At 52.7% G+C, this 22,871-nt stretch carries 20 protein-coding genes; 4 read left to right on the plus strand and 16 right to left on the minus strand.

Features of this window, described 5'->3' with window-relative positions; translation table 11 throughout:
* Nucleotides 1–25 precede the first annotated feature (25 nt).
* From ccmB to napF, 9 genes are all read right to left on the minus strand, one after another.
* A complete protein-coding gene (gene ccmB, locus EHN13_RS17110) occupies nucleotides 26–685 on the minus strand; it encodes a heme exporter protein CcmB (protein WP_005129323.1) in 660 nt (219 codons plus the stop codon).
* Complete coding sequence (gene ccmA / locus EHN13_RS17115) at nucleotides 682–1,299, minus strand: cytochrome c biogenesis heme-transporting ATPase CcmA (protein ID WP_101741546.1); 618 nt, start codon at nucleotides 1,297–1,299, stop codon at nucleotides 682–684. The genes ccmB and ccmA overlap by 4 nt, the downstream gene beginning before the upstream one ends.
* Nucleotides 1,300–1,312: 13 nt before the next feature.
* The gene (napC, locus tag EHN13_RS17120) at nucleotides 1,313–1,915 is read right to left on the minus strand and encodes a cytochrome c-type protein NapC (RefSeq protein ID WP_005129332.1); all 603 of its coding nucleotides are present in this window, start codon (nucleotides 1,913–1,915) and stop codon (nucleotides 1,313–1,315) included.
* Between the two features lie 9 nt (nucleotides 1,916–1,924).
* Complete coding sequence (gene napB / locus EHN13_RS17125) at nucleotides 1,925–2,374, minus strand: nitrate reductase cytochrome c-type subunit (protein ID WP_048212558.1); 450 nt, start codon at nucleotides 2,372–2,374, stop codon at nucleotides 1,925–1,927.
* Nucleotides 2,375–2,506: 132 nt separating this feature from the next.
* Complete coding sequence (napH, locus tag EHN13_RS17130) at nucleotides 2,507–3,358, minus strand: quinol dehydrogenase ferredoxin subunit NapH (RefSeq protein WP_048211126.1); 852 nt, start codon at nucleotides 3,356–3,358, stop codon at nucleotides 2,507–2,509.
* Entirely contained in the window at nucleotides 3,345–4,040 is a 696-nt protein-coding gene (gene napG, locus EHN13_RS17135) for a ferredoxin-type protein NapG (RefSeq protein WP_048211125.1), read from the minus strand. Before napG ends, napH begins: the two co-directional genes overlap by 14 nt.
* A 6-nt stretch (nucleotides 4,041–4,046) precedes the next feature.
* Nucleotides 4,047–6,533, minus strand: a complete 2,487-nt coding sequence (napA, locus tag EHN13_RS17140; protein ID WP_124021787.1) for a nitrate reductase catalytic subunit NapA — start codon at nucleotides 6,531–6,533, stop codon at nucleotides 4,047–4,049.
* Entirely contained in the window at nucleotides 6,530–6,793 is a 264-nt protein-coding gene (gene napD / locus EHN13_RS17145; RefSeq protein ID WP_048211123.1) for a chaperone NapD, read from the minus strand. Before napD ends, napA begins: the two co-directional genes overlap by 4 nt.
* On the minus strand, nucleotides 6,783–7,274 hold the full coding sequence (gene napF, locus EHN13_RS17150; protein ID WP_048211122.1) for a ferredoxin-type protein NapF: 492 nt from the start codon (nucleotides 7,272–7,274) through the stop codon (nucleotides 6,783–6,785). Before napF ends, napD begins: the two co-directional genes overlap by 11 nt.
* Before the next feature lie 413 nt (nucleotides 7,275–7,687).
* Here napF and eco point away from each other — a divergent pair, with 413 nt between their 5' ends.
* Nucleotides 7,688–8,185 (plus strand): serine protease inhibitor ecotin, encoded by a 498-nt coding sequence (gene eco, locus EHN13_RS17155; protein WP_048212557.1) that lies wholly within the window; start codon nucleotides 7,688–7,690, stop codon nucleotides 8,183–8,185.
* A 97-nt stretch (nucleotides 8,186–8,282) separates the two neighbouring features.
* On the opposite strand, the gene mqo is transcribed toward eco, so the two are convergent.
* Nucleotides 8,283–9,944, minus strand: a complete 1,662-nt coding sequence (gene mqo / locus EHN13_RS17160) for a malate dehydrogenase (quinone) (RefSeq protein WP_101741544.1) — start codon at nucleotides 9,942–9,944, stop codon at nucleotides 8,283–8,285.
* Between the two features lie 278 nt (nucleotides 9,945–10,222).
* On the opposite strand from mqo, the gene EHN13_RS17165 reads away from it, so the two are divergent.
* Nucleotides 10,223–11,470, plus strand: a complete 1,248-nt coding sequence (locus tag EHN13_RS17165; protein WP_124021788.1) for a SulP family inorganic anion transporter — start codon at nucleotides 10,223–10,225, stop codon at nucleotides 11,468–11,470.
* On the opposite strand, the gene mgtE is transcribed toward EHN13_RS17165, so the two are convergent.
* From mgtE to EHN13_RS17200, 6 genes are all read right to left on the minus strand, one after another.
* Nucleotides 11,433–12,869 (minus strand): magnesium transporter, encoded by a 1,437-nt coding sequence (gene mgtE / locus EHN13_RS17170; protein ID WP_048211119.1) that lies wholly within the window; start codon nucleotides 12,867–12,869, stop codon nucleotides 11,433–11,435. The two genes, EHN13_RS17165 and mgtE, sit on opposite strands and share 38 nt — an antisense overlap.
* A gap of 105 nt (nucleotides 12,870–12,974) precedes the next feature.
* Nucleotides 12,975–14,618 carry a multidrug ABC transporter permease/ATP-binding protein gene (locus EHN13_RS17175; RefSeq protein ID WP_124021789.1) on the minus strand — a complete coding sequence of 548 codons (1,644 nt, stop codon included), beginning with the start codon at nucleotides 14,616–14,618 and terminating at the stop codon, nucleotides 12,975–12,977.
* A 75-nt stretch (nucleotides 14,619–14,693) separates the two neighbouring features.
* Nucleotides 14,694–15,344: a DNA oxidative demethylase AlkB gene (gene alkB, locus EHN13_RS17180; protein ID WP_124021790.1), complete on the minus strand. Its 651-nt coding sequence runs from the start codon at nucleotides 15,342–15,344 to the stop codon at nucleotides 14,694–14,696.
* Nucleotides 15,344–16,408, minus strand: coding sequence for a bifunctional DNA-binding transcriptional regulator/O6-methylguanine-DNA methyltransferase Ada (gene ada, locus EHN13_RS17185; RefSeq protein ID WP_048211116.1), 1,065 nt, complete (start codon nucleotides 16,406–16,408; stop codon nucleotides 15,344–15,346). The genes alkB and ada overlap by 1 nt, the downstream gene beginning before the upstream one ends.
* A gap of 79 nt (nucleotides 16,409–16,487) precedes the next feature.
* A complete protein-coding gene (apbE, locus tag EHN13_RS17190; RefSeq protein ID WP_115643147.1) occupies nucleotides 16,488–17,543 on the minus strand; it encodes an FAD:protein FMN transferase ApbE in 1,056 nt (351 codons plus the stop codon).
* A gap of 115 nt (nucleotides 17,544–17,658) precedes the next feature.
* The gene (locus tag EHN13_RS17200) at nucleotides 17,659–18,759 is read right to left on the minus strand and encodes a porin OmpC (protein WP_005129375.1); all 1,101 of its coding nucleotides are present in this window, start codon (nucleotides 18,757–18,759) and stop codon (nucleotides 17,659–17,661) included.
* A 741-nt stretch (nucleotides 18,760–19,500) separates the two neighbouring features.
* Here EHN13_RS17200 and rcsD point away from each other — a divergent pair.
* Together rcsD and rcsB are read left to right on the plus strand one after the other, a co-directional pair.
* Complete coding sequence (rcsD, locus tag EHN13_RS17205; protein WP_115601748.1) at nucleotides 19,501–22,170, plus strand: phosphotransferase RcsD; 2,670 nt, start codon at nucleotides 19,501–19,503, stop codon at nucleotides 22,168–22,170.
* Nucleotides 22,171–22,186: 16 nt separating this feature from the next.
* The gene (gene rcsB / locus EHN13_RS17210; protein ID WP_003027592.1) at nucleotides 22,187–22,837 is read left to right on the plus strand and encodes a response regulator transcription factor RcsB; all 651 of its coding nucleotides are present in this window, start codon (nucleotides 22,187–22,189) and stop codon (nucleotides 22,835–22,837) included.
* The last annotated feature ends 34 nt before the right edge of the window (nucleotides 22,838–22,871 follow it).

Genomic DNA, 22,871 nt, shown 5'->3' on the forward strand with positions numbered 1-22,871 from the left:
TTGTCCGGCACAAGTCATATCTGCGCTATTGCACGCTGATACGTAACGCCGCCGCCGTCGCAAAGGGACTTAACGTGGCGCTTCCTACCAGCAACGCGCCAAGAATCGCCATGTACCCTTCAACGGGTAAGTGCATCGAGGCGGCGTCCATCGCAGCGGTCGCAAAAATCAACAATGGAATGGTTAGCGGGAGTACCAGCACGCTCAACAGCACGCCACCGCGTTTTAACCCCACCGTCAATCCCACGCCCGGTGCGCCGAGAAAACCCAGCGTCGGCGTTCCAAGCAGCAACGTCAGCGCCATAATTTGCCAACCGTACATATCCATTCCCAGCAGCAATGCCACCAGCGGCGAGAGGATCAGCAGCGGCAAACCGGTTACAACCCAGTGCGCCATCACCTTCGCCAGCACCACGGCCGGTAGCGGCAATGGCAGCAGCATCAATTGTTCGAGGCTGCCATCCTGTAAGTCATCCCGGAATAAACGTTCCAGCGCCAGTAATGAGGCCAGCAATGCGGCAACCCAGATAATGCCCGGTGCGATGCGCGCCAGCAGCTGTGGCTCCGGCCCAATGCTCAGAGGGAACAACGTGATAACGATCAGGAAAAACCATAACGGATTGGCGATCTCTGCACTATGACGGAACGCAACCCGCAGTTCTAAACGGAAGATTTGCCACATCATTGCGCGGCCCTCTCGCTGGTCAGCGCAATACGTCGAACTTTATCGGTCTCAACACCCAGAGGCTGGTGCGTTGTAAGGATCACAATACCACCCTGCTCTGTATGCTGTGCCATGCGCTGAGTCAGTCGCTTAACGCCGTGCACATCAATAGCGGTAAAGGGTTCATCGAGGATCCACAGCCTGGCGCGGGTCAGCCAGAGGCGAGCCAGTGCCACGCGCCGCTGTTGTCCGGCGGAGAGTTGATTAACAGGAATATCTTCATATCCGGCAAGCCCTGCCTGCGCCAGTGCCGCCAGACAGTCGCCATCGTGATGGAAAAATCGCAGATTCTCCAACGCCGAAAGCCGGGTTTTTATCCCCGGCTGATGTCCGATCCACAGTAGTTCCTGATGGTAGCTGTCCCGCACCTGGTGCAGCGATTTCCCTTGCCAGCAAACCTCTCCGGCGTCAGGACGAGCCAGCCCGGTAAGCAACCGCAGCAGGGTGGTTTTCCCTGCGCCATTGCTCCCGGTAATTTGTACCCATTCCCCTGCATTGACGCGAAATGACAGATCGCTAAACAGTATTCTGTCATCTCGCTCGCAGAGCAGTTCTCTGGCCTCAAGCATCCTGATTATTTACATCCTGTTAAAAGCCCGGTTTGACTTCGCGCATATCAGGCAGTTTGTGCGCTATCCCTTTATGGCAGTCAATACAGGTTTGCCCTTCTTTCACGGCCTGATCATGCATTTTAGCCGCTACGCCTTTCTGGGCGGTTAAATCCATAAACTCGAAGTTGTGACAGTTCCGACACTCTTGCGAATTATTGTCTTTCATACGCCGCCATTCATTTTGCGCCATCGATAAACGGTGGTCTTCAAATTTTTGCGGTGTATCTATTAACCCCAGAGCTTTCGCGTACAGCTCCTTGCTGGCCTTGATTTTGCGGATCATTTTCGGCCCCCACTCATGAGGGACGTGGCAATCAGGGCAAGTCGCGCGCACACCGCTGCGGTTGTTGTAGTGTACGGTTTCCATGTATTCCTGGTATACCGTGTTGCGCATTTCGTGACAGCTAATGCAGAACTCTTCAGTATTGGCCTTTTCCATACCGGTATTAAAGCCGCCCCAGAAAATAATGCCGCCCACAAAGCCGATTAACAACAGCGTGCCGAGCGCCAGACGGCTGGGGCGACGCCACCATTGCCAGACGCGCTTAATCCAGCCTGGTTTACGGTTAGAATTTTCCATAATGACCTCTTATTTCCCGTAACCTTTCGAGGGGGTGAAGGTATTTTCAACAATCGGCGCGGCGTCAGCCTGCGGGACATGACACTGCAGACAGAAGTAACGACGCGGGGCGACTTCAGCCAATACCTTGCCGTTGCTGTCCATAAAGTGCGTCGGGCTGATGCGCGGTGCACCGGTGGTGCGGTAGCTTTCAACACCGTGACACTGCAGGCAACGGTTGGTATTGGTCGTCACCTGGTAACCGTCAACACTGTGCGGAACCATCGGTGGCTGATTCACATAATTCAGCGGCATACGCTCCTGCTCTTTCGGCATGCGAATCGCCCCTTCCTGTGTCCCTGAGACCTCCGGTGACTGGCTCAGATCCACTCCGTTTGCAGCCCAAACGGCCCCACTGACTACCAGGGCCAGCGCGGCTGTCCATTGACTCAGCGCTTTAATCAGGTCATGGCTTTTCATTGTTTCGCTCCCGAACTCCATCGCATTTACACTTCATCCTTTAAGCTGCCTCTTTGTTGGCTGCGCTCCGAAATCCCAGTCACATAGTTACTATGCTCCTGGGGAATTTCTCGCTTGCCGCCGCGATGCATCTCAAATGATTTTGTGTATCGTTATTGTAAAAACATCCTCAGAACAGACATCCACACAGCGACCGCAGGCCATGCAATCGCGACTGGTCACCTGCACCGGGCTTTGCTCATCCAGCACCGGCGCACGTAGCACATGCGGTTCCGGGCAAACATGAAAACAATCCATACAGCGGTTACATCTCTTACGTTCTTTTGCTGATACGGTTATTGCACCTTTACTGCCCAATGCGCCATACAGCGCACCCAGGGGGCAGAGATGTCCGCACCAGCCATGCTCAACGACCAGTAAATCAAATAAAAACAGCGCGAGAATAAGCAGCGCACCGCTGCCAAAGCCCATGACCAGGCTACGTCCCAGCAAAGAAACCGGGTTTATCCACTCCCACAGCAGCGTTCCTGTCAGGGCAGAACCGACCAGGATAACCACCAGCAGGACGTACCGTATATGGCGCGGCAGGGTCGCAGACTGATTCAGGTCAAACCTTCTGCGCAGCCAGCTCGCCAAATCAGTCACCGGATTCATCGGGCAGACCCAACTGCAAAACAGTCGCTTACCTGCAAGGGCATACAGAACCGTAATAATGGCGGCCCCTGTTAACGCGACTGTTGCTGGCAGGTGCCCGCTGGCCAGGCTTTGCAGGGTAATGAGTGGGTCGGTTAACGGAATGGTATCCAGCAACAGGCTGCTACTGTAATTACCATGCAGGATCCACACGCCAAGCCACGGACCGCTGAGGAACATCGCCAGAACCAGGAACTGGCTCAGGCGACGCAACACCAGCCAGCGATGGCTCTTCCACCACCCTTTTTTCGCTTGTGCTTCACGCCCCGCATCACGTTTACGATTTGCCATTGTTCCCCTCCAGCCAACCGAAGCGGTAATGGTGTCCTAACTCCCCTTTCGCCAGCGACAGCGGCAGCACTTTTATTGCCGGCTGCTCCAGTACGCAGACTTTTTCGCATTTCCCACAGCCAGTACAGGCATCGCTGTGCACGGTCGGAATAAACCGCGCATGCTTACCAGTACGCATGTTGCGGTCCAGCTCCAGGGTGATAGCCTCATCGATTTTCGGGCACTCGCGATAGCAAACGTCGCAGCGTAGCCCCTGATAGTTGAGGCAGTTTTCGTGATCCAGCAGAACCGCCAGTCCCATACGCGAATCGTCAATGGATGCAATTTCCCTGTCCAACGCGCCGCTGGGGCAGACTTTGGCGCACGGGATGTCCTCACACATTTCGCAGGGGATGTCGCGAGCGACAAAATAGGGTGTTCCGGCCGCCAGCCCGGAGGCCAGCGTTGCCAGTTTCAGCGTGTCATACGGGCAGGCCTGGACGCACTGGCCACAGCGCACACAGGCGCTGGCAAATGCGTCTTCACTCAGAGCCCCAGGCGGGCGCAGCCGCACGCCGGTTGCGCGTGCGGTTTGTTGTTGCAACCCCAGCGCCACGCCAACGACGGCCAGCCCGCCCGCTGCGCGAACCATATCGCGCAGAAAGCGGCGGCGGCCATTTTGGGGTTTTGCTGACCGGGACATAACGCGTTACACCTTCGCCAGTTTCACGGCGCACTTCTTGAAATCCGTCTCTTTGGAGAGCGGATCCGTCGCATCCAGCGTCAGGTTGTTTACCAGCTGTGCGGCGTCGAAGAACGGCATGTACACCAGCCCCTGCGGCGGACGGTTACGACCGCGTGTTTCAACAATCGAAATCACTTCGCCACGACGGGAAACCACTTTGACCTTATCGCCACGACGCAGATCGCGTGCTTTTGCATCCAGTGGGTGGATAAACAGCACGGCTTCCGGGAAAGCGCGGTGCAGTTCAGGCACACGACGCGTCATACTGCCGGTATGCCAGTGTTCCAGAACACGTCCGGTGGATAGCCACAGGTCATATTCTTTATCCGGCGCTTCAGCAGCAGGCTCAAACGGCAGCGCGAAGATCACCGCTTTACCGTCCGGTTTACCGTAGAACTTGTAGCTTTCACCTGCTTTCACGTAAGGGTCGTTGCCTTCGCTGTAGCGCCACTGGGTCTCTTTGCCTTCGACGACCGGCCAGCGTAAACCGCGGGCTTTGTGGTAATCGTCAAATGGCGCAAGGTCATGCCCGTGACCGCGACCAAACCAGGCGTACTCTTCGAACAACCCTTTTTGCAGATAGAAACCGAGTTCGCGAGATTCATCATTCAGTTGATCTTCAGCCAGTTCAGTCACCGGGAATTTCGTTACTGCTGGCGTGGCGAACAGCACGTCATACAACGTCTTACCGCGCAGCTCGGGTTTCTTCGCCAGCAGTTCCTCCGGCCAGACGTCTTCCGTTTTGAATCGGCGGGCAAACTGCACCATCTGCCACAGGTCAGATTTCGCTTCACCCGGTGCTTTAATCTGCTGGCGCCAGAACTGAGTACGGCGCTCGGCGTTACCGTAAGCCCCTTCTTTCTCTACCCACATCGCTGTTGGCAGGATCAGGTCGGCAGCCAGAGCACTGACCGTCGGGTACGGATCGGAAACGATGATAAAGTTGCGCGGATCGCGCCAGCCAGGCATACGCTCTTCGTTGATGTTCGGCCCAGCCTGCATGTTGTTGTTACACATCACCCAGTAGACATTGAGCTTGCCATCTTTCAGTGCGCGGTCCTGCGCCACAGCATGCAGACCGATTTTCGCCGGAATGGTACCCGCCGGAATATTCCAGTGTTTTTCACAGATATCGCGGTGTTTCTCGTTCGTCACCACCATATCCGCAGGCAGACGGTGAGAGAAGGTCCCGACTTCACGCGCGGTACCACAAGCGGAAGGCTGACCCGTCAGCGAGAATGGGCCGCAGCCTGGCTGAGAAATTTTACCGGTCAGCAGGTGCAGGTTATAGACAAGGTTGTTAGCCCATACGCCACGGGTATGCTGGTTAAAGCCCATCGTCCAGTAGGAGATGACTTTCTTCTTAGGATCGGCATACAACTGCGCCAGCTGTTCCAGCTGATCTTTTGGCACGCCGGTCATTTCTGCAGTTTTATCCAGCGTATACTCCGCAACAAACGCTTTGTACTCTTCAAAACTGATCGGTTCCGAGGCATCGGAACCCGGGTTTTTCGCCGCTTTTTCCAGCGGATGGGTTGGACGCAGACCGTAGCCGATATCCGTTGCCCCTTTACGCAGGTTAACGTGCTTGCTAAAGAAGTCCTGGTTTATCGCATTGTTTTGAATGATATAGTTTGCGATGTAGTTGAGGATCACCAGGTCGCTTTGCGGCGTAAAGACGATGCCGTTATCCGCCAGCTCAAAGCTACGATGCTGGAAGGTAGAGAGAACGGCGACGTTGACGTTAGGATCGGACAGACGACGGTTGGTGATGCGCGACCACAGGATCGGGTGCATTTCCGCCATATTTGCGCCCCACAGGACGAAAGCATCCGCATGCTCGATATCGTCATAACAGCCCATCGGCTCATCCATACCAAAGGTACGCATAAAGCCCACAACGGCTGACGCCATGCAGTGACGCGCGTTCGGATCGATGTTGTTCGAACGGAAACCGGCTTTGAACAGTTTTGCGGCAGCGTAGCCTTCCCAGATGGTCCACTGACCGGAGCCAAACATACCAATAGCGTCTGGCCCTTTCTCTTTCAGAGAGGTTTTAAATTTCTCTTCCATCACATCAAAGGCCTGGTCCCAGCTAATCGGGGTGAATTCGCCTTCTTTGTGATATTTGCCGTCTTTCATGCGCAGCATCGGCTGCGTTAAACGGTCTTTTCCGTACATGATTTTCGGCAGGAAGTAACCTTTGATGCAGTTGAGCCCACGGTTAACCGGCGCATCCGGGTCACCCTGACATGCCACAACACGCCCTTGTTGAGTGCCTACCAATACGCCACAACCGGTACCGCAAAAACGGCACGGGGCTTTATCCCATTTGATCGCTTCTTGCTGACCGACTACCGCACGGGCTACGCCCGGCACGCTTAACCCGGCAGCCGCCGCAGCGGCCGCAACGGCGTTAGCTTTCATAAAGCTACGACGACTGAGTTTCATGGTGTTTCCTCACCTTGCTCATCCTGCTGGTGATAAACCAGCGACACCGCCAGCACGCCCGCAACGTTGCGCACTGACTCAATTGTTTTCATTAGCGTTTCACTGTGCTCTGCTTCCACCACCACAATCAGTTGACCGCTTTCCACATCGCTGAGAGCAACTTCGCAACCCGGAAACGAACGTAACTGCGTGGCGATATCGCTGATGTGCTGACTTTTGGCCTGAACGACCAGGCTGCAGACCTGCCAGTTAGTGTCCATGGTTGTACTCCGCATTAATGGCTGATACCGGACAGATAGCGACACACGCGCCGCATCCGTTACATGCCTGATTGTCGAGCTGTGGCTGATAAATACCGGACAGCGTGGGACGAAAGGTTATGGCCATGGGTTCACAGCTATCCTGACAGCGATGGCATTCAACGGACTGATGCGCGAGACAGTTGTCACCGATCGAAAAATTCAGATCCCATGCCCTGGTGTGGCGCGGAAGAAAAAGTGATTCGGGACAGGCCTCTGCGCAGGCGTAACAAAAGCTGCATTCGCCGTGTTTGAAATTTACGCTCGGGTAACCACCCTGGCCTCGCTGCAGGATGTCGGTTTCACACGCCTGGATGCAGGCGTCACAACGGAGGCAATGAGCCAGAAAATGTGAGTCTTCCATGCTCCACGGCGGACGAATCCCATTGCTGGCTTTACGCCAACTGCCTGTCAACATGCCTCGACGGGATAAATCAACCATGACATTGTCCTTCCATAATGACGCTCTCCCTCGGCGGGTTGAACGACAATAAAAAACGCACTATTTATGAGTAGTTATTTTTAGCCGTAAGATATTTCAGGATGTGTTTGAGGTGCATACCCCAATTGGGGTAAATGCTGTTGCCGGATCAAAAGAGTGTTGAGTTGGCGGGAAAAAGTGCGCTTTTGCTCACATTTCAATGAGTTATATAATCAATTATATAACGAAAACATAAAACAGAGAATAATCTCACAATTAAGATAACTCCTGGTATTTATCGCTACACAACTTATAAACCTTTAATTAATGCACTTAAAATATAAGTAAATTTAGATTAATAGACGATATGAATATGCTAACCTGCCCTTGATACGTTCATAAGACAGAAGAAAGGAAACACTGTGAACAATAAGATGAAGACAATTGTCCCTGCCGTACTCCTTGCCGCCTTCGCCAGCACCTCTGTGTGGGCGACAACCACCGATGCCAGCGCTCAGCCGCTGGAAAAAGTCGCCCCTTATCCTAAAGCGGACAAGGGAATGAAGCGTCAGGTTATTCAGCTTACTCCTGAGAAAGATGAATCTACTCTGAAAGTAGAACTGCTGATCGGACAAACGCTGGAAGTTGATTGCAACAAACATCGCCTTGGCGGAGAACTGGACAGCAAAACGCTGGAAGGTTGGGGTTATGACTACTATGTATTCGACAAAGTTACGTCTCCGGTTTCAACCATGATGGCCTGCCCGGACGGCAAGAAAGAGAAGAAATTCATCACCGCGTATCTGGGTGAAGACGGTATGCTGCGTTACAACAGCAAATTACCGATTGTGGTTTACACCCCGGAAAACGTGGAGGTGAAATACCGCATCTGGAAAGCAGAAGATAAAATTCAGGACGCCGTCGTGCGATAAGTGAGAATGTGCCGGATGGCGGCGTACCGCCTTATCCGGCATACAGACGCATGAAGTAGAAGTAGGCCGGATAAGCGCAGCGCCATCCGGCCTTTTTTTACAGCGCGATATCCGCCACGGCTTTCTGCTCAGGCTGCGGTTGCGCCTGAGGTTTTAGCTGTGGTTTCGGCGCTTCATCAGCAACCTGCGGTTTATCGTACTTCAGACCCAGTACTTCGCTGGTGTATTGCAGCTCTTGCTCCGTAGCCTCAACGTTGCCGTTCAGCTTCGTGCCATAAGACGGAATAATCGTTTTCAGCTTCGCCTGCCATTCCGGGCTGGCAACTTTATCTTTAAACACTTTTTCCATCAGATGCAGCATGATCGGTGCCGCGGTTGATGCCCCCGGTGATGCACCCAGCAGCGCAGCAATGGTGCCTTCTTTATCGCTGACCACTTCAGTCCCCAGACGCAGAACGCCGCCCTTCTCCGCATCACTTTTGATAATCTGCACACGCTGGCCTGCCTGCCATAAACGCCAGTCTTCTTTTTTCGCCTGTGGATAGTACTCTTGCAGCGCGGCAAAACGATCGTCGTCGCTGAGCATCACCTGGCTTACCAGATATTTGACCAGATCGAAGTTATCCAGACCTACGTTAACCATCGGCATAAAGTTCGACGTGGTGGTAGAACTGAGCAGATCCCACAATGAACCGTTTTTCAGGAACTTAGTGGAGAAGGTTGCGAACGGCCCAAACAGCACTACGCGTTTACCATCCAGAATACGCGTGTCAATGTGCGGTACGGACATCGGCGGCGCACCAACGGAGGCCTGACCATACACTTTCGCCAGATGACGATTGACCACATCAGGGTTTTCCGCCACCAGGAACTGCCCGCCAACCGGGAATCCGGCATAGCCTTTCGCTTCCGGAATGTCGGTTTCCTGCAACAGCTTCAGGGCAGCGCCACCGGCACCGATAAAGACAAACTTCGCCTTAATAGCGTGTTCCGCTTCATTGTTTTTCAGATCAGCAACCGTGACGGTCCAGCTATTATCCGCGTTACGCTTAAAGCCGCGAACTTCGGTGCTCAGTTGCAGCGCAAAATTAGGTTTTTTCTGCAACGATGCAATCAGCTGGCGCGTAATTTCACCGTAGTTCACGTCAGTACCGATCTCGGTACGCGTTGCCGCAACTTTCTGTTTCGGATCGCGACCTTCCATAACCAAAGGCGCCCATTCTTTAATCTGCGCGTGATCTTCAGAGTAGCGCATACCGCGGAACAGGGTGCTTTGCTGGAGTGCCGTGTAACGGGCACGCAGGAAATTCACGTTCTCGTCGCCCCAGACAAAGCTCATATGGGGAACAGTGGTGATAAACGAGCGGGGTTCATGCATCACGCCGTTGTTGACCTGATACGCCCAGAACTGGCGGGAAATCTGGAAGGCTTCGTTAATTTCGACTGCCTTTTCAATACTGATGCTACCGTCAGCCTTTTTAGGCGTGTAGTTCAGTTCCATCAGTGCGGAGTGGCCTGTTCCGGCGTTGTTCCAGCCGTTTGAACTTTCCTGAGCAACGCCATCCAGTCGCTCTACCATGGTCATTGACCATTGCGGCTCCAGCTCCTGTAAATAGGTTCCCAGTGTGGCGCTCATGATGCCGCCGCCAATCAACAGTACATCCGTTTCCTGCTCTTCCGCCGCTTTCGCTTTTGCTGCCATCGAGACAACATTCAGCCCTACAGCCATGGTGAAGAGCATGGCAGTCACTTTTTTCATAATGTTAATGCCTTACTTTTAGTATCGCTTTTTGCTTTTTATGCAGGTGAAAATCGAGCGGTAACAACGGTAACACTTAAGTAAAAATAATTAAATATTGTTTATAAATTATATTTAAATTTTAAAAATGTTATTAATACGTTGATTCTTTATATGGTTATTGACAATCATTTCTGGAAACCTCCCCGTCAGACGGGTACTATGCTGCGCTTTGCTATTCACCGCACGGATGCCTGTCGGTCTGCTGTCATCAGGCCTTTTCTGACCTGAGAGTAACTATGTCTGCAACACACTCTTCCCCTGCCGCGGTGGCAGAACACACCACCCACACCGTGTTACGCCACCCCCGCCTGCTGGTTCGTGAAACGCTGGCCGGTGTGGTAACCGCCCTGGCGCTGATCCCGGAAGTGATCTCTTTTTCCGTTATTGCTGGCGTCGATCCGAAAGTCAGCCTGATAGCCTCGGTCGTACTATGCCTGGCGATGTCCTTTTTAGGTGGGCGTCCGGCAATGGTTACCGCCGCTGCAGGATCGGTTGCATTAGTCATTGGCCCGATGGCGCATCAACACGGCGTGCAGTACATCCTGCCTGCGGTAGTGCTGGCCGGGATTATTCAGATCCTGTTTGGTGTGTCAGGAATGGCGCGTTTGATGCGGTTCATCCCTACGGCCGTGATGACAGGATTTGTCAACGCGCTGGGTATTTTGATTTTCTTTGCCCAGGTCCCGCATTTCTGGGGGAAAAGCCCGCTCATCTGGGGGCTGTTCGTCCTGACGCTGCTGATTGTGCTGTGGGTTCCGCGGTTTATCAAAGCCATCCCCGCGCCGCTGATCGCTATCGTGCTGCTGACGGTGTTCACTGTCACCAGCGGGCAACTGTTACCGACCGTCGGTGACGAAGGTTCAATGAGCGGCGGTCTGCCGGGCTTGACGCAGTTACTTGTACCACTCAACCTGCAAACGTTAGCCATTATCTGGCCCTGCGCGCTGAGCATCGCTTTTGTTGGATTGATGGAATCGCTATTAACTGCCCGGCTGGTTGACGACCTGACGGTCACCCCGTCGAATAAAAACCGTGAAAGCACCGGACTGGGCGTAGCCAATATCCTGGCCGGTTTTTATGGCGGCATCGCCGGATGCGCGATGATCGGTCAAACGATTGTCAACGTTGAGATGGGGAAAGCTCGCAGCCGTGTTTCCACGTTTGCCGCCAGCCTGGTCTTGCTGCTGCTCGTCACCGCACTCAGCGAGGTGATGGCAAAGATACCAATGTCAGTACTGGCGGGAATTATGGTGATTGTGGCGGTAAAAACGTTTAGCTGGCACAGCATCCGACCCGCGACGCTGACCAACATGCCGGTCACCGAAACGCTGGCAATGTTGGTTACCGTCGCCGCGACAGTCTCTACCGGCAACCTGGCGATTGGCGTGGTTGCCGGCGTGATCACGATGTTGATACTGCCGCGCATCGGCAGTAGGAAACGGGCGTCTACATCAAAAACAGCGTCGCCAGACCCAGAAAAATAAAGAATCCGCCGGTGTCGGTGATAGCGGTAATCATGACGCTGGAGCCGACCGCCGGATCGCGCCCGAGCTTCACCATCGTCATCGGAATGATAACGCCCATCAGCGCCGCCATCAGCAGATTGAGCATCATTGCCAGGGTCATCACGCCGCCGAGCGCCATGTCATCGTACAGCCACCAGGTGATGCCGCCCATGATGCCGCCCCAGACAAGGCCGTTGATCAGCGCTACCCCCATCTCACGCAGGATCAGAAACGTCAGGTTGCCGGGCTGAATATTCTGCAACGCCAGCGCCCGGACAATCATGGTGATGGTCTGATTACCCGTATTACCGCCAATCCCTGCCACAATCGGCATCAGCGAGGCCAGCGCCACCAGTTGTGAAATGGTGTGCTCGAAACCGTCGATTACCCGCGAGGCGATAAAAGCGGTACAGAGATTAATTGCCAGCCACGCCCAACGGGTTTTTACCGCTTTAGTGACCGGAGCGAATACATCCTCTTCGGCACTTAAGCCCCCCATTCGACGCAGATCGGTATCGGTTTCTTCATAAACCACGTCGACGATCTCATCGATGGTTAAGCGTCCCATCAGTTTGCCTGAGGGATCAACCACCGCAGCACTGACCAGGTTGTCACGTTCAAACGTACGCGCAGCATTCTCGGCGATATCTTCCGGAGAAAATGTGAGCGGATCATCCTCCATCACTTCGCTGACTTTACGCTGCACGTCATTGAGCAGAATACAGGTTAGCGTCAGTTCACCCACCAGCACTTTATTGCGATCGGTTACGAAGAGTTTATCGGTGTTCTCCGGCATTTTTCCCAGCCGCCGCAAGTACCGCTGCACCACTTCCAGCGTCACGTCCGGACGTACGGTGATGACTTCGAACTCCATGATCGCACCGACGCGATTCTTCTCGTAGTGCAGCACCTGACGTACGCGCGCACGCTCTTCAGCAGGCAATGATGCCAGCAGTCGACCGGTAAGGTTACGGGGTAAATGCTGTACCAGATAAATCTGTTCGTCGATATCGAGATATTGCAGCGCATCCAGTAGCTCGCGGTCGCTCATCTCGTCGATCAGGTCATCCCACACATTTTCTGATGCTTCAAGCAGGACGTTGCCGCGTTTTTCACTTTCGACCAGTCGCCACAGGGCGTGACGCTCTTCGGAGGGCAGTGCTTCAAGGGTATCGGCCAGATCGGGTGGCGGCAGATGCGCCACCAGAGCCCCTACCTCAGCAATATCGTCGGCTAACGTGCCGACGTCATATTGCTCAGCCAGGGTAAGCTTGCCCAACAGTGTTGAAATAATGGCTTTATCAGTGGTCAGCAGCCAGATTAGACGCGCACGCTCTTCATCACGTAGCCTGGCGCTGTTTTTGTTTATTGCGGACATTAATCATAAATCCATGATATGAAATATCATCAATCATGATGCCGAATTATGTAAATAACAATAAACGAGGCCGCCGGGTGGATAAAAAACCGGCGGCATGTGGGATCATGCAGTGCGCGCCACCGCATCGCGCGAAGCCGCATCGCGTTCATCGCCCAGCAGTTCACTCAATTGCCCATTACGCATTTCCAGCAAACGGTCTGCATGAATAAAGTAATGATCGTCATGACTAATGGCGAAAATGGTTTTGCCCATCTCCTGCATCAGCGGCAGCAACACCTGGTAGAATTCACGCCGGAAATGCGGATCCTGATCGGCGGCCCATTCATCCAGCAGAATAATGTCGCGCTCCTCTGCTAAGGCCAGCAACAGCGCCACACGCTTTTTCTGCCCTTTCGACAGCTTCAGGTTGAGAATGCGCCCGTCGTTCAGTTCCAGCTTGTGCGCCATTTGCAGATGATCCAGCCACTTCGCTACCAGCGCCGGAGAAGCGTCTCTGCCTTCAGGTCCCAGCAATTTGTCAAACAGCCAGACGTCGGTAAACACCGCGGAGAACAGCTTGCGGTAGTCCTCCGGTTTTTCGACAGCAACCGCCTTGCCATCCAGTAAAATCTCACCAGACTGCGGCTGGTATAGCCCGGTCAGCAACATCGCCAGCGTAGATTTCCCACTGCCGTTACCGCCAATCAGGAAGATCAGTTCACCACGATGAATGGTCAGATTCACTGACCCAACGGCGAACGCATTATCCTGATAGCGGAAAACCACATCGCGCAACTCCAGCGTTTGCCAGTCCGGAAATGCGGTTGGCCGTGGGAATTCAGCCTTGAAGGGGGCCAGGGAGAACTTATTCAGCTTGTTGAACGCCACCTGTGCAGTCAGCAGCGTTGGCAGCGCGCCGACGGCAGAGAGCAGCGGCGTGCGCAGGAATAGCAGCGTCAGCGAATAGGTCGCCGCCACGGCGGTATCCGCCCAACCCAGACTGTTGGCCATCCAGAACACCAGGCCAATGGCGCCCAGCATCATAATGTTCGACCAGTTGACCGCGCTCAGGTGGAAGGTATCGGCACGGATAATATGATGACGGTACTCTTTGGCATCCGGGACGTACAGCTGATTAAAGATATGCTCCGCACGTTCCCGGTTGAGCGTCAGCTCTTTGCGCCCTTCCAGCACCGTCTGGTAGTCGTTGTACAGCTTGTCTTCGGTTTCACGCAGGGTAGCCATGTGTTTATACACCCGCGCCACCAGCACAAATCCGCCCCAGATGGTGATTGCCATCCAGATTGCCGTCACCAGCAGCATTTTCGTCGACAACATGGCCAGATACGCCGCCGACCCCACGGTCAAAATAATCCCCTGTACCAGCTCAGGCAGGCGGACAAAGGCAATGGTAATGTTACGGATATCGCTGGTTAAACCGGCCAGTAACGAGGCGCTACCGATTTGCTCGATACGTTCGACGTGGGTGTCCAGAATTCGTTTGATAAATTCGCTACGCAGACGGTAGACAAAGTGGTGCCCCAGCGTGGTGAGCGCCAGCTGTGAACCGAGGGTGACGACCATCAGTAACAGCAGCAGGCCAAGAAACTCCGGTAGCACCATCAGCGTGGTGTCGACCGTTTCAATCAGGCGCTGATTAATAAACGCAATCAGCCCAATCCCCAGCGCGGCACTGACAAGGCTGAGCGCCATGACGCTGATAAATGGCCAGCGATACTGCCGCCAGACAAGAAGTAAAAGTTCCATGCAAACAACCCGGACAAGTAATAACAGCCCGCAGTTTAAACATCTCTTCGCTGACAGCAATAATAATTCTTATTTTTATTCTTTTTTACCTGCCTGGCGAAACGTCAGGTTATAACGACAATCTCCCGTCAATGGATGATACCCCGTCTTAAGCGGCTGGACGCCATGATAAAACAGCCGCGAGTTTCCCCCCCATACCACCACATCACCATGCTCCAGCAATACTCGCTTTAAGGGATCGTTGCGCCGTAAGCCGCCAAACTGAAAAATCGCCGGCAGGCCCAGCGATACAGAGACGATAGGCGCTCGCAGGTCAGGCTCATCTTTATCCTGATGTAAAGACAGTTTTGCCCCCGGCGTATAGCGATTAATAAGGCAAGCATCCGGTTGAAAATCAGGATAGCCTGCGGCCGTTGCCGCCTGTTGGCACAGCTCAGCAAAGACCTCGGGTAATGGCGGCCAGTGAACGCCGGTTAATGGATCGACCGGTGAATAGAGGTAGCCATGTTGATCCGTTGTCCAGCCCAGATGGCCGCAATTCGTCATGGCTACCGACATCGTATAACCGCCAGGGGTGACCATCTGGCGAAACGGCGACTGTCTGGCTGTCGCCGCGATTGCCCGCAGTAAAGCGGGGGCGGATTCAAATGCAAAGCGCCGCAAAATCACCGCACCTGACGCCAGCGGCTCGTGCCAGGGTTTCTCATCTGCAAAGAGATCGAGCATTACGTTTCCTCGCGGGTGGCTTCACGTTGCAACAGTTGCGCCTTGCGCGTTATTCCCCAACGATAGCCAGAAAGCGCGCCATCACCGCGGATTACGCGGTGACACGGGATCACAATCGCCAGCTTGTTCGCCGCGCAGGCGCTGGCTACGGCACGCACCGCCTTCGGCTTGCCGATAGTGCTGGCAAGTTGCTGATAACTCACCGTCTCACCACAAGGGATTGCCCGCAGCGCTTGCCATACCTGCTGCTGAAAGGCGGTTCCCTGAATATCCAGCGGCAGTGACAGTGCGGTATTGCGCGTGTTAATCACGGCGATCACCTCACGCACATGTTGTTGAAACTCCGTATCGGCGGGCTCGTCACGTGCCGTCGGAAACAGTTCATGCAATTCTGCTATCAGCGTAGCATCGTCGTCGCCCAGCAAGATCGCGCAGATACCCCGTTCACTTTCCGCCACCAGGCAACGGCCGAGGGCGCAATCTGTGAGGGTATAGCGCACAGAAACATTACCGCCGCCTTGACGAAATTGCCTGGCGGTCATGCCTAACGCCTGATCCGCTTTGCGGTAATAGCTGCTGCTGTCGGGGAATCCGGCGTCAAGAATCGCCTGCGTGACCGGTGCGCCTTTTGCCAGCGCGTCACGCAGGCGACGGGCACGCCACGACTGTTGCCAGGCTTTGGGGGTCATCCCGGTGGTGGCTTTGAACAGGCGATGCAGGTGAAACGGGCTCATCGCAACATGCTGCGCAAGAGCCTCCAGTGTGAGGGGGGACTCCTGCTCCAGCAACTGACAGGCGTGGGCTATTTTGTCCAGCCGCTGCTGTTGCGCGCTATCTTTGTCCGGCCGGCAGCGTTTGCAGGGACGAAACCCTGCCGCCTGTGCCTGCTCGGCATCCGCGAAGAAACTGACATTTTTGCGCAGCGCATGTTTTGCCCGACAGGACGGTCGACAAAAAATGCCTGTAGTCTGAACAGCAAAAACAAACTGACCGTCAGCCCTGGCGTCACGATCCAGCACAGACTGCCAGCGTTCATCATCAGTGATGTGTAAGAGATTTGTCATGATGGACTCCTTTGTTAAGCATAGCGCTTAGCCTCAGTGTGTCCGCATTGCGGGTTATAAAAACCCGCAATCTTGCTTTTTAATTTTTTTCGCTGACCAGGAAGCTTTTAAACTGCGGCGACATCCAGGTGCTAAACCCTTCGCCTTCTTTAACAATCATATACACCGCTAACCCTTCGCGACGCACAACCTCTTTGGCTTTTTGCGGGCCAAGCACCATTAGCCCGGTATCCCAACCATCAGCCTCCAGCGCCGTGGGTGCAATCACCGTCACAGAGACCAGATTGTGTTCAATCGGACGGCCGGTTTGCGGATCGATGACATGGGAAAGACGCTTGCCATCCAGTTCGTAATAGTTGCGATAGCTACCGGAGGTGCTGATACCATGCCCATTGATATCGACAATCGCCTGGACCGCGTTTTCACGATCGGTCGGTTTCTGTATTGCCACACGCCACGGTTGCCCCTCGGCATTCATTCCACGGCTATTCAGCGCGCCGCCAACAGAAACCAGATAGCGGGCGATCCCTTCCTGTTCCATCAATCGCGCCAGATGGTCAGCCGCATACCCTTCCCCCACGGTGGAGAGATCAACGTACAGCGCCGGCAGATCTTTCTGCAGATAATTCTGGTGCGCCTCATTAACAACCTTCAGATGTGAAAGCCCGGTTTGCGCTTTTGCCGCATCAATTCTTGCCTGCACAGGAGTATGCAGCGGTTGCTGCTGTGGACCAAAGCCCCACAGGTTGACCAACGGACCGACGGTGATGTCCATCGCGCCGTCGGTTTTTGCGCCAATACGTAACGCCGATGTCACAATATCCGCCAGCGCATCATTCACCGGCCACGGTGACAAGCTTTTTGACAGGTTAAAACGCATCAGCGCAGAATCATTCTTATAGGTAGAAAGCAGTTGATCATCAGCATCGAGCTGAGTCTGGATCTTCACCTGCAACTCCCCGGCACGTTTGGCATCCACGCCAACCACACTGACCCGCCAGAAAGTACCCATGGTTTTGCCTTCCAGGACTGTCGCGGTTGAGGACGGGGTCTGGGTTGATTTCGGGGCCTCATCGCACCCGACAAAAAAGAGTGTTACAGCCAGGAGCGCTGCACGACAAAAAATCATATCCATACGTGATTACCCTTATGAAAACGGGCGCAAGAGTACACCAAAAAAGAGTGTTTGTACGTCAGAAAAACGGCATTAAAAAAGGCCCCGTAGGGCCTTTGATAGAAATAGATACAGATTAGAACTGGTAAACCAGACCCAGTGCTACGATATCATCGGTAGAGATACCTGCATTACGGGTGAACTGGTTGTCATCCAGCAGGTTGATTTTGTAATCAACATAGGTAGACATGTTTTTGTTGAAGTAGTAGGTCGCGCCAACATCAACATATTTCAGGATATCCTGGTCGCCATAGCCGTTGTCCAGATCTTTACCTTTTGACTGCAGGTAAGCCACGGACGGACGCAGACCGAAGTCGAACTGGTACTGTGCAACAGCTTCAACGTTCTGTGCTTTGTTAGCCCAACCCAGTTTACCTGCACGCGTTGCGTTGTAGGTCTGGGTGTACTGTGCTGCCAGGTACACATTGTTCGCGTCGTATTTCAGACCGCCAGTGTAGGTTTCAGCACGATCGCCGGTACCGAAGTTCAGCTTGTTCTGCTCATCAGTACGTTTGGAGCTGGTGACCGCGGTACCCAGGGAGAAGCCTTCGCCGATATCATAAGTGATAGATCCGCCGACGCCGTCACCGTTCTGATTCAGTGCGTCACGACCGTTGCCAGTCACGCCGGTCATGCCTTCACCTTCCGGACTGCCGTTTTTACCCTGGTACTGCAGGGCAAAGTTCAGACCATCAACCAGACCGAAGAAATCGGTGTTACGGTAGGTTGCAAAGCCGTTACCACGCTGCTGCATGAAGTTGTCAGAACCGTAGGTATCGCCGCCGAATTCCGGCAGAACGTCGGTCCAGGACGTGACGTCATAAACCACGCCGTAGTTACGACCGTAGTCGAAAGAACCTGCATCAGCGAATTTCAGACCGGCAAACGCGACACGCGTCCAGGCGTTGTTTTCGTTTTCAGAGGAGTTACCCATGATCTGGTATTCCCACTGGCCGTAACCGGTCAGTTGGTCGTTAACCTGGGTTTCACCTTTGAAGCCGATACGCATATAGGTCTGATCACCATCTTTAGTAGAGTCATCAGAGAAATAGTGCAGACCGTCGACTTTACCGTACAGATCTAATTTGTTGCCGTCTTTGTTGTAAATTTCAGCCGCATTTGCTGCGCCTGCTACCAGCAGAGCCGGTACCAGGAGGGACAGTACTTTAACTTTCATGTTATTAACCCTCTGTTATATGCCTTTATTGCTTTTTTATGCCACTGCTCACTGGCTAACCCTCATTAACCAGTCGGCAACTTCATTCTCCGCAAAAACACAGAATAATCCAACACGAATATGATACTAATACTTTAAAGATGTTTCATTTATCTATGTAGATGTTTCAAAACATTAACAAAAGGGAACTTTTTTTAATTAAGAAAATGGAGAGAATAAGCACGAATAGTCAAGAACCATTACAAAATATATATAAATCAATAAATTACATAAAGCACAGCCATAGCACTGAATGATAAAACAAAATCTTCACTCGCAACTAAAATAGACTCGCTATCATCATTAACTTTATTTATTACCGTCATTCATTCATGAATGTCTGTTTACCCCTATTTCAACCGAATGCTCTGCGTTCGGTTTTTTTTTACCCTTCTTTACACAAACATCGCGGTTCTGTGCTACCGATGAAAAACTATAACGACTATTAACTATCTCACCTGTTCACCATCGCATATAAATCAGGCAAATAATTTCTTGTTATTTAATGCTAAATCTGTAGGTTTCATACCTTTATTTGTACTGATAGTGACCGGCTGTACACGTTTGCATTGCCTGCCTGGCAACGATACACAGCAATAAAAAACGCAGCTCCGCAGATGTTGCGTAAGTATGGCAATTCATACATTACCCTTTATACTGCCCCTTCATCTTTAGCGTCGTTTTAACAGGTCATAAACACGAATGAGTCAGTCTGACACAACGGCTTCTACCCGATTCTCCCTGCTTCCGGGAAGTATTACCCGTTTCTTCTTATTACTGATCGTGGTGCTGTTGGTGATGATGGGCGTGATGGTCCAGAGCGCGGTCAACACCTGGCTTAAAGATAAGAGCTATCAGATTGTCGATATCACCCACGCTATTCATAAAAGGGTAGATACCTGGCGATACGTGACCTGGCAAATCTATGACAATATTGCAGCGACAACCAACTCATCGACTGCCGACGGGTTACAGGAAACCCGACTCAAGCAAGATGTCTACTATCTTGAAAAACCCCGTAGAAAGACTGAAGCGCTGATTTTCGGCTCGCATGACAGTTCTACGCTGGAAATGACCCAGCGGATCTCAACCTATCTGGATACACTGTGGGGCGCGGAGAATGTCCCATGGTCCATGTATTATCTGAATGGTCAGGACAATAGCCTGATTCTTATCTCAACATTGCCGCTGAAAGATCTCACCTCCGGCTTTAAAGAATCGACAATTGGCAACATTGTCGACTCGCGCCGCGCTGAGATGTTACAACAGGCCAATGCGCTCGATGAGCGTGAAAGCTTCTCGTCCCTTCGCCGGCTGGTCTGGCAAAACGGTCATTACTTCACGTTACGCACAACCTTTAATCAGCCAGGGCATCTGGCAACCGTGGTCGCGTTTGACCTGCCGATTAATGATTTGATCCCCCCGGGCATGCAGTTGGACAGCTTTCATCTGGAGCCCGATGCCACGTCTACGGCTGAACATCTCAGTGAAAAAGAGTCGCCTGACAGCGTCAGCATCAACTTTAACAATAGCAAGATTGAGATCTCTTCAGCGCTAAATTCAACGGATATGCGACTGGTCTGGCAGGTTCCCTTTGGTTCATTACTGCTTGATACGCTGCAAAGCATTCTGCTGCCGCTGTTACTGAATATCGCTCTGCTGGCGCTGGCGCTGTTTGGCTATACCACTTTCCGCCACCTCCCTGCCCGCTCAAACGAAGTGGTGCCAAACCTTGCCGCAAATAATGAACTCCGGGTGCTTCGTGCAATCAATGAAGAAATTGTTTCGCTGCTGCCGCTGGGGTTATTGGTACACGACCAGGAATCCAACCGCACGGTTATCAGCAATAAAATTGCCGACCACCTGCTGCCACATTTAAATCTGCAAAATATCACCAGCATGGCGGAGCAGCATCAGGGGGTCATCCAGGCCACAATCAATAATGAATTGTATGAGATCAGGCTGTTCCGCAGCCAGATCTCAGCCCGCACGCAGATCTTTATCATTCGCGACCAGGACCGCGAAGTGCTGGTAAATAAAAAGCTGAAACAAGCGCAGCGACTGTATGAGAAAAACCAACAGGCTCGCGCCGCCTTTATGCAAAACATTGGTCGCGCACTGAAAGATCCCGCCAAAACGCTGGCCATCAATGCTGCCGCACTCAATACGCCCGACAGCCACAAACTGGCAAACCAGGCAGACGTTCTGGTACGTATGGTCGATGAGATTCAGTTGGCCAATCTTCTGGAAAGCGATGACTGGAAAAGTGAATCAACGCTGTTTTCCGTGCAGGCGTTAATTGACGACGTAGTACCTGAAGTACTACCCGCCATCAAGCGTAAAGGGTTACAGCTGCTGATTAAAAATCACCTGAGCGCCAATGATGAGCGCCGCGGCGACCGCGATGCCCTACGTCGTATTTTGCTGCTACTCATCCAATATGCCGTGACCACAACGCAGATTGGCAAAATTACGCTGGACGTCGACCAGGATGAGTCGGAGGCAGAGCGTCTGACCTTCCGTATTCTGGATACCGGGGAAGGCGTCGCGCTGAATGAAATTGATAATCTGCACTTTCCGTTCAGCAATGACACGCAGAGCGATCGATATGGCAAAGCGAATCCACTCACGTTCTGGTTGTGCGATCAGCTAGCGCGCAAACTGGGTGGACATCTGAATATTAAAGCGCGGGAAGAACTTGGAACGCGTTATATCGTCCATGTTAAGATGCCGCTGCATGACCAACATGCTGATAATGAAGAACGGCTGTTAGATGACGTCTGCGTGATGGTTGACGTCACCTCGAATGACGTACGCAGCATTGTATTGCGTCAGCTGGAAAACTGGGGAGCAACCTGCATCACGCCCGATGAGCGACTGAATAGTCAAGAATATGATCTCTTTATCACTGATAATCCGTCTAATCTTACTGCCTCGGGCTTGCTTTTAAGCGATGATGAGTCTGGCGTGCGAAAAATTGGCCCCGGTCAGCTGCGCGTCAACTTTAATATGAGCAATGCTATGCAGGAAGCTGTCCTGGAGCTAATAGAAGAACAACTGGCGCAAGAAGAGATCCAGGAACTCCCCCTCGGCGGTGATGAAAACGCCGAACTTCATGCCAGTGGTTACTATGCACTCTTTGTAGACACAGTACCGGATGATGTTAAGAGGTTGTATACTGAGGCAGCAACCAGCGATTTCGCTGCGTTAGCCCAAACGGCCCATCGCCTGAAAGGCGTGTTTGCCATGCTTAATCTGGTACCCGGCAAGCAGTTATGTGAAGCGCTGGAACATCTTATTCAAGAGAAAGATGCTCCAGGTATAGAAAAGTACATCAGCGACATTGACGTTTACGTCAAGAGCTTGCTGTAGCAAGGTGGCCCAATACATGAACACTATGAACGTAATTATTGCCGATGACCATCCGATTGTACTGTTCGGTATTCGTAAATCACTTGAACAAATCGAATGGGTGAACGTTGTCGGCGAATTTGAAGACTCCACTGCACTGATCAACAATTTGCCTAAATTAGATGCTCATGTGTTGATTACCGATCTCTCAATGCCGGGAGATAAATATGGTGATGGGATCACGTTAATTAAATATATCAAACGCCATTTCCCGAGCCTGTCGATCATCGTTTTGACCATGAACAACAACCCGGCCATCCTGAGCGCGGTACTGGATCTCGACATTGAAGGGATCGTGCTGAAACAAGGTGCGCCAACTGACCTGCCGAAGGCGCTGGCGGCGCTGCAAAAAGGTAAGAAATTCACCCCGGAAAGCGTCTCTCGCCTGCTGGAAAAAATCAGCGCCAGCGGTTATGGCGACAAACGCCTGTCACCGAAAGAAAGTGAAGTTCTGCGCCTGTTTGCCGAAGGCTTCCTGGTGACTGAAATCGCTAAAAAACTCAATCGCAGTATTAAAACCATCAGTAGCCAGAAAAAGTCTGCAATGATGAAGCTCGGCGTGGAAAACGATATCGCCCTGCTGAATTACCTGTCATCCGTGACGTTAAGCCCGTCAGACAAAGAGTAATTCGGTTTCATATCATCTGCCTGATGGCACCGCG

The organism is Citrobacter youngae (assembly GCF_003818115.1).
GTDB lineage: Bacteria > Pseudomonadota > Gammaproteobacteria > Enterobacterales > Enterobacteriaceae > Citrobacter > Citrobacter youngae.

Excerpts from the sequence above, each read along its gene's own strand:
- ccmB (WP_005129323.1), bottom strand. The coding sequence starts at position 685 with ATGATGTGGCAAATCTTCCGTTTAGAACTGCGGGTTGCGTTCCGTCAT.
- napC (WP_005129332.1), bottom strand. The coding sequence starts at position 1,915 with ATGGAAAATTCTAACCGTAAACCAGGCTGGATTAAGCGCGTCTGGCAA.
- napB (WP_048212558.1), bottom strand. The coding sequence starts at position 2,374 with ATGAAAAGCCATGACCTGATTAAAGCGCTGAGTCAATGGACAGCCGCG.
- napH (WP_048211126.1), bottom strand. The coding sequence starts at position 3,358 with ATGGCAAATCGTAAACGTGATGCGGGGCGTGAAGCACAAGCGAAAAAA.
- napG (WP_048211125.1), bottom strand. The coding sequence starts at position 4,040 with ATGTCCCGGTCAGCAAAACCCCAAAATGGCCGCCGCCGCTTTCTGCGC.
- napA (WP_124021787.1), bottom strand. The coding sequence starts at position 6,533 with ATGAAACTCAGTCGTCGTAGCTTTATGAAAGCTAACGCCGTTGCGGCC.
- napD (WP_048211123.1), bottom strand. The coding sequence starts at position 6,793 with ATGGACACTAACTGGCAGGTCTGCAGCCTGGTCGTTCAGGCCAAAAGT.
- napF (WP_048211122.1), bottom strand. The coding sequence starts at position 7,274 with ATGGTTGATTTATCCCGTCGAGGCATGTTGACAGGCAGTTGGCGTAAA.
- eco (WP_048212557.1), top strand. The coding sequence starts at position 7,688 with ATGAAGACAATTGTCCCTGCCGTACTCCTTGCCGCCTTCGCCAGCACC.
- mqo (WP_101741544.1), bottom strand. The coding sequence starts at position 9,944 with ATGAAAAAAGTGACTGCCATGCTCTTCACCATGGCTGTAGGGCTGAAT.
- EHN13_RS17165 (WP_124021788.1), top strand. The coding sequence starts at position 10,223 with ATGTCTGCAACACACTCTTCCCCTGCCGCGGTGGCAGAACACACCACC.
- mgtE (WP_048211119.1), bottom strand. The coding sequence starts at position 12,869 with ATGTCCGCAATAAACAAAAACAGCGCCAGGCTACGTGATGAAGAGCGT.
- EHN13_RS17175 (WP_124021789.1), bottom strand. The coding sequence starts at position 14,618 with ATGGAACTTTTACTTCTTGTCTGGCGGCAGTATCGCTGGCCATTTATC.
- alkB (WP_124021790.1), bottom strand. The coding sequence starts at position 15,344 with ATGCTCGATCTCTTTGCAGATGAGAAACCCTGGCACGAGCCGCTGGCG.
- ada (WP_048211116.1), bottom strand. The coding sequence starts at position 16,408 with ATGACAAATCTCTTACACATCACTGATGATGAACGCTGGCAGTCTGTG.
- apbE (WP_115643147.1), bottom strand. The coding sequence starts at position 17,543 with ATGGATATGATTTTTTGTCGTGCAGCGCTCCTGGCTGTAACACTCTTT.
- EHN13_RS17200 (WP_005129375.1), bottom strand. The coding sequence starts at position 18,759 with ATGAAAGTTAAAGTACTGTCCCTCCTGGTACCGGCTCTGCTGGTAGCA.
- rcsD (WP_115601748.1), top strand. The coding sequence starts at position 19,501 with ATGAGTCAGTCTGACACAACGGCTTCTACCCGATTCTCCCTGCTTCCG.
- rcsB (WP_003027592.1), top strand. The coding sequence starts at position 22,187 with ATGAACACTATGAACGTAATTATTGCCGATGACCATCCGATTGTACTG.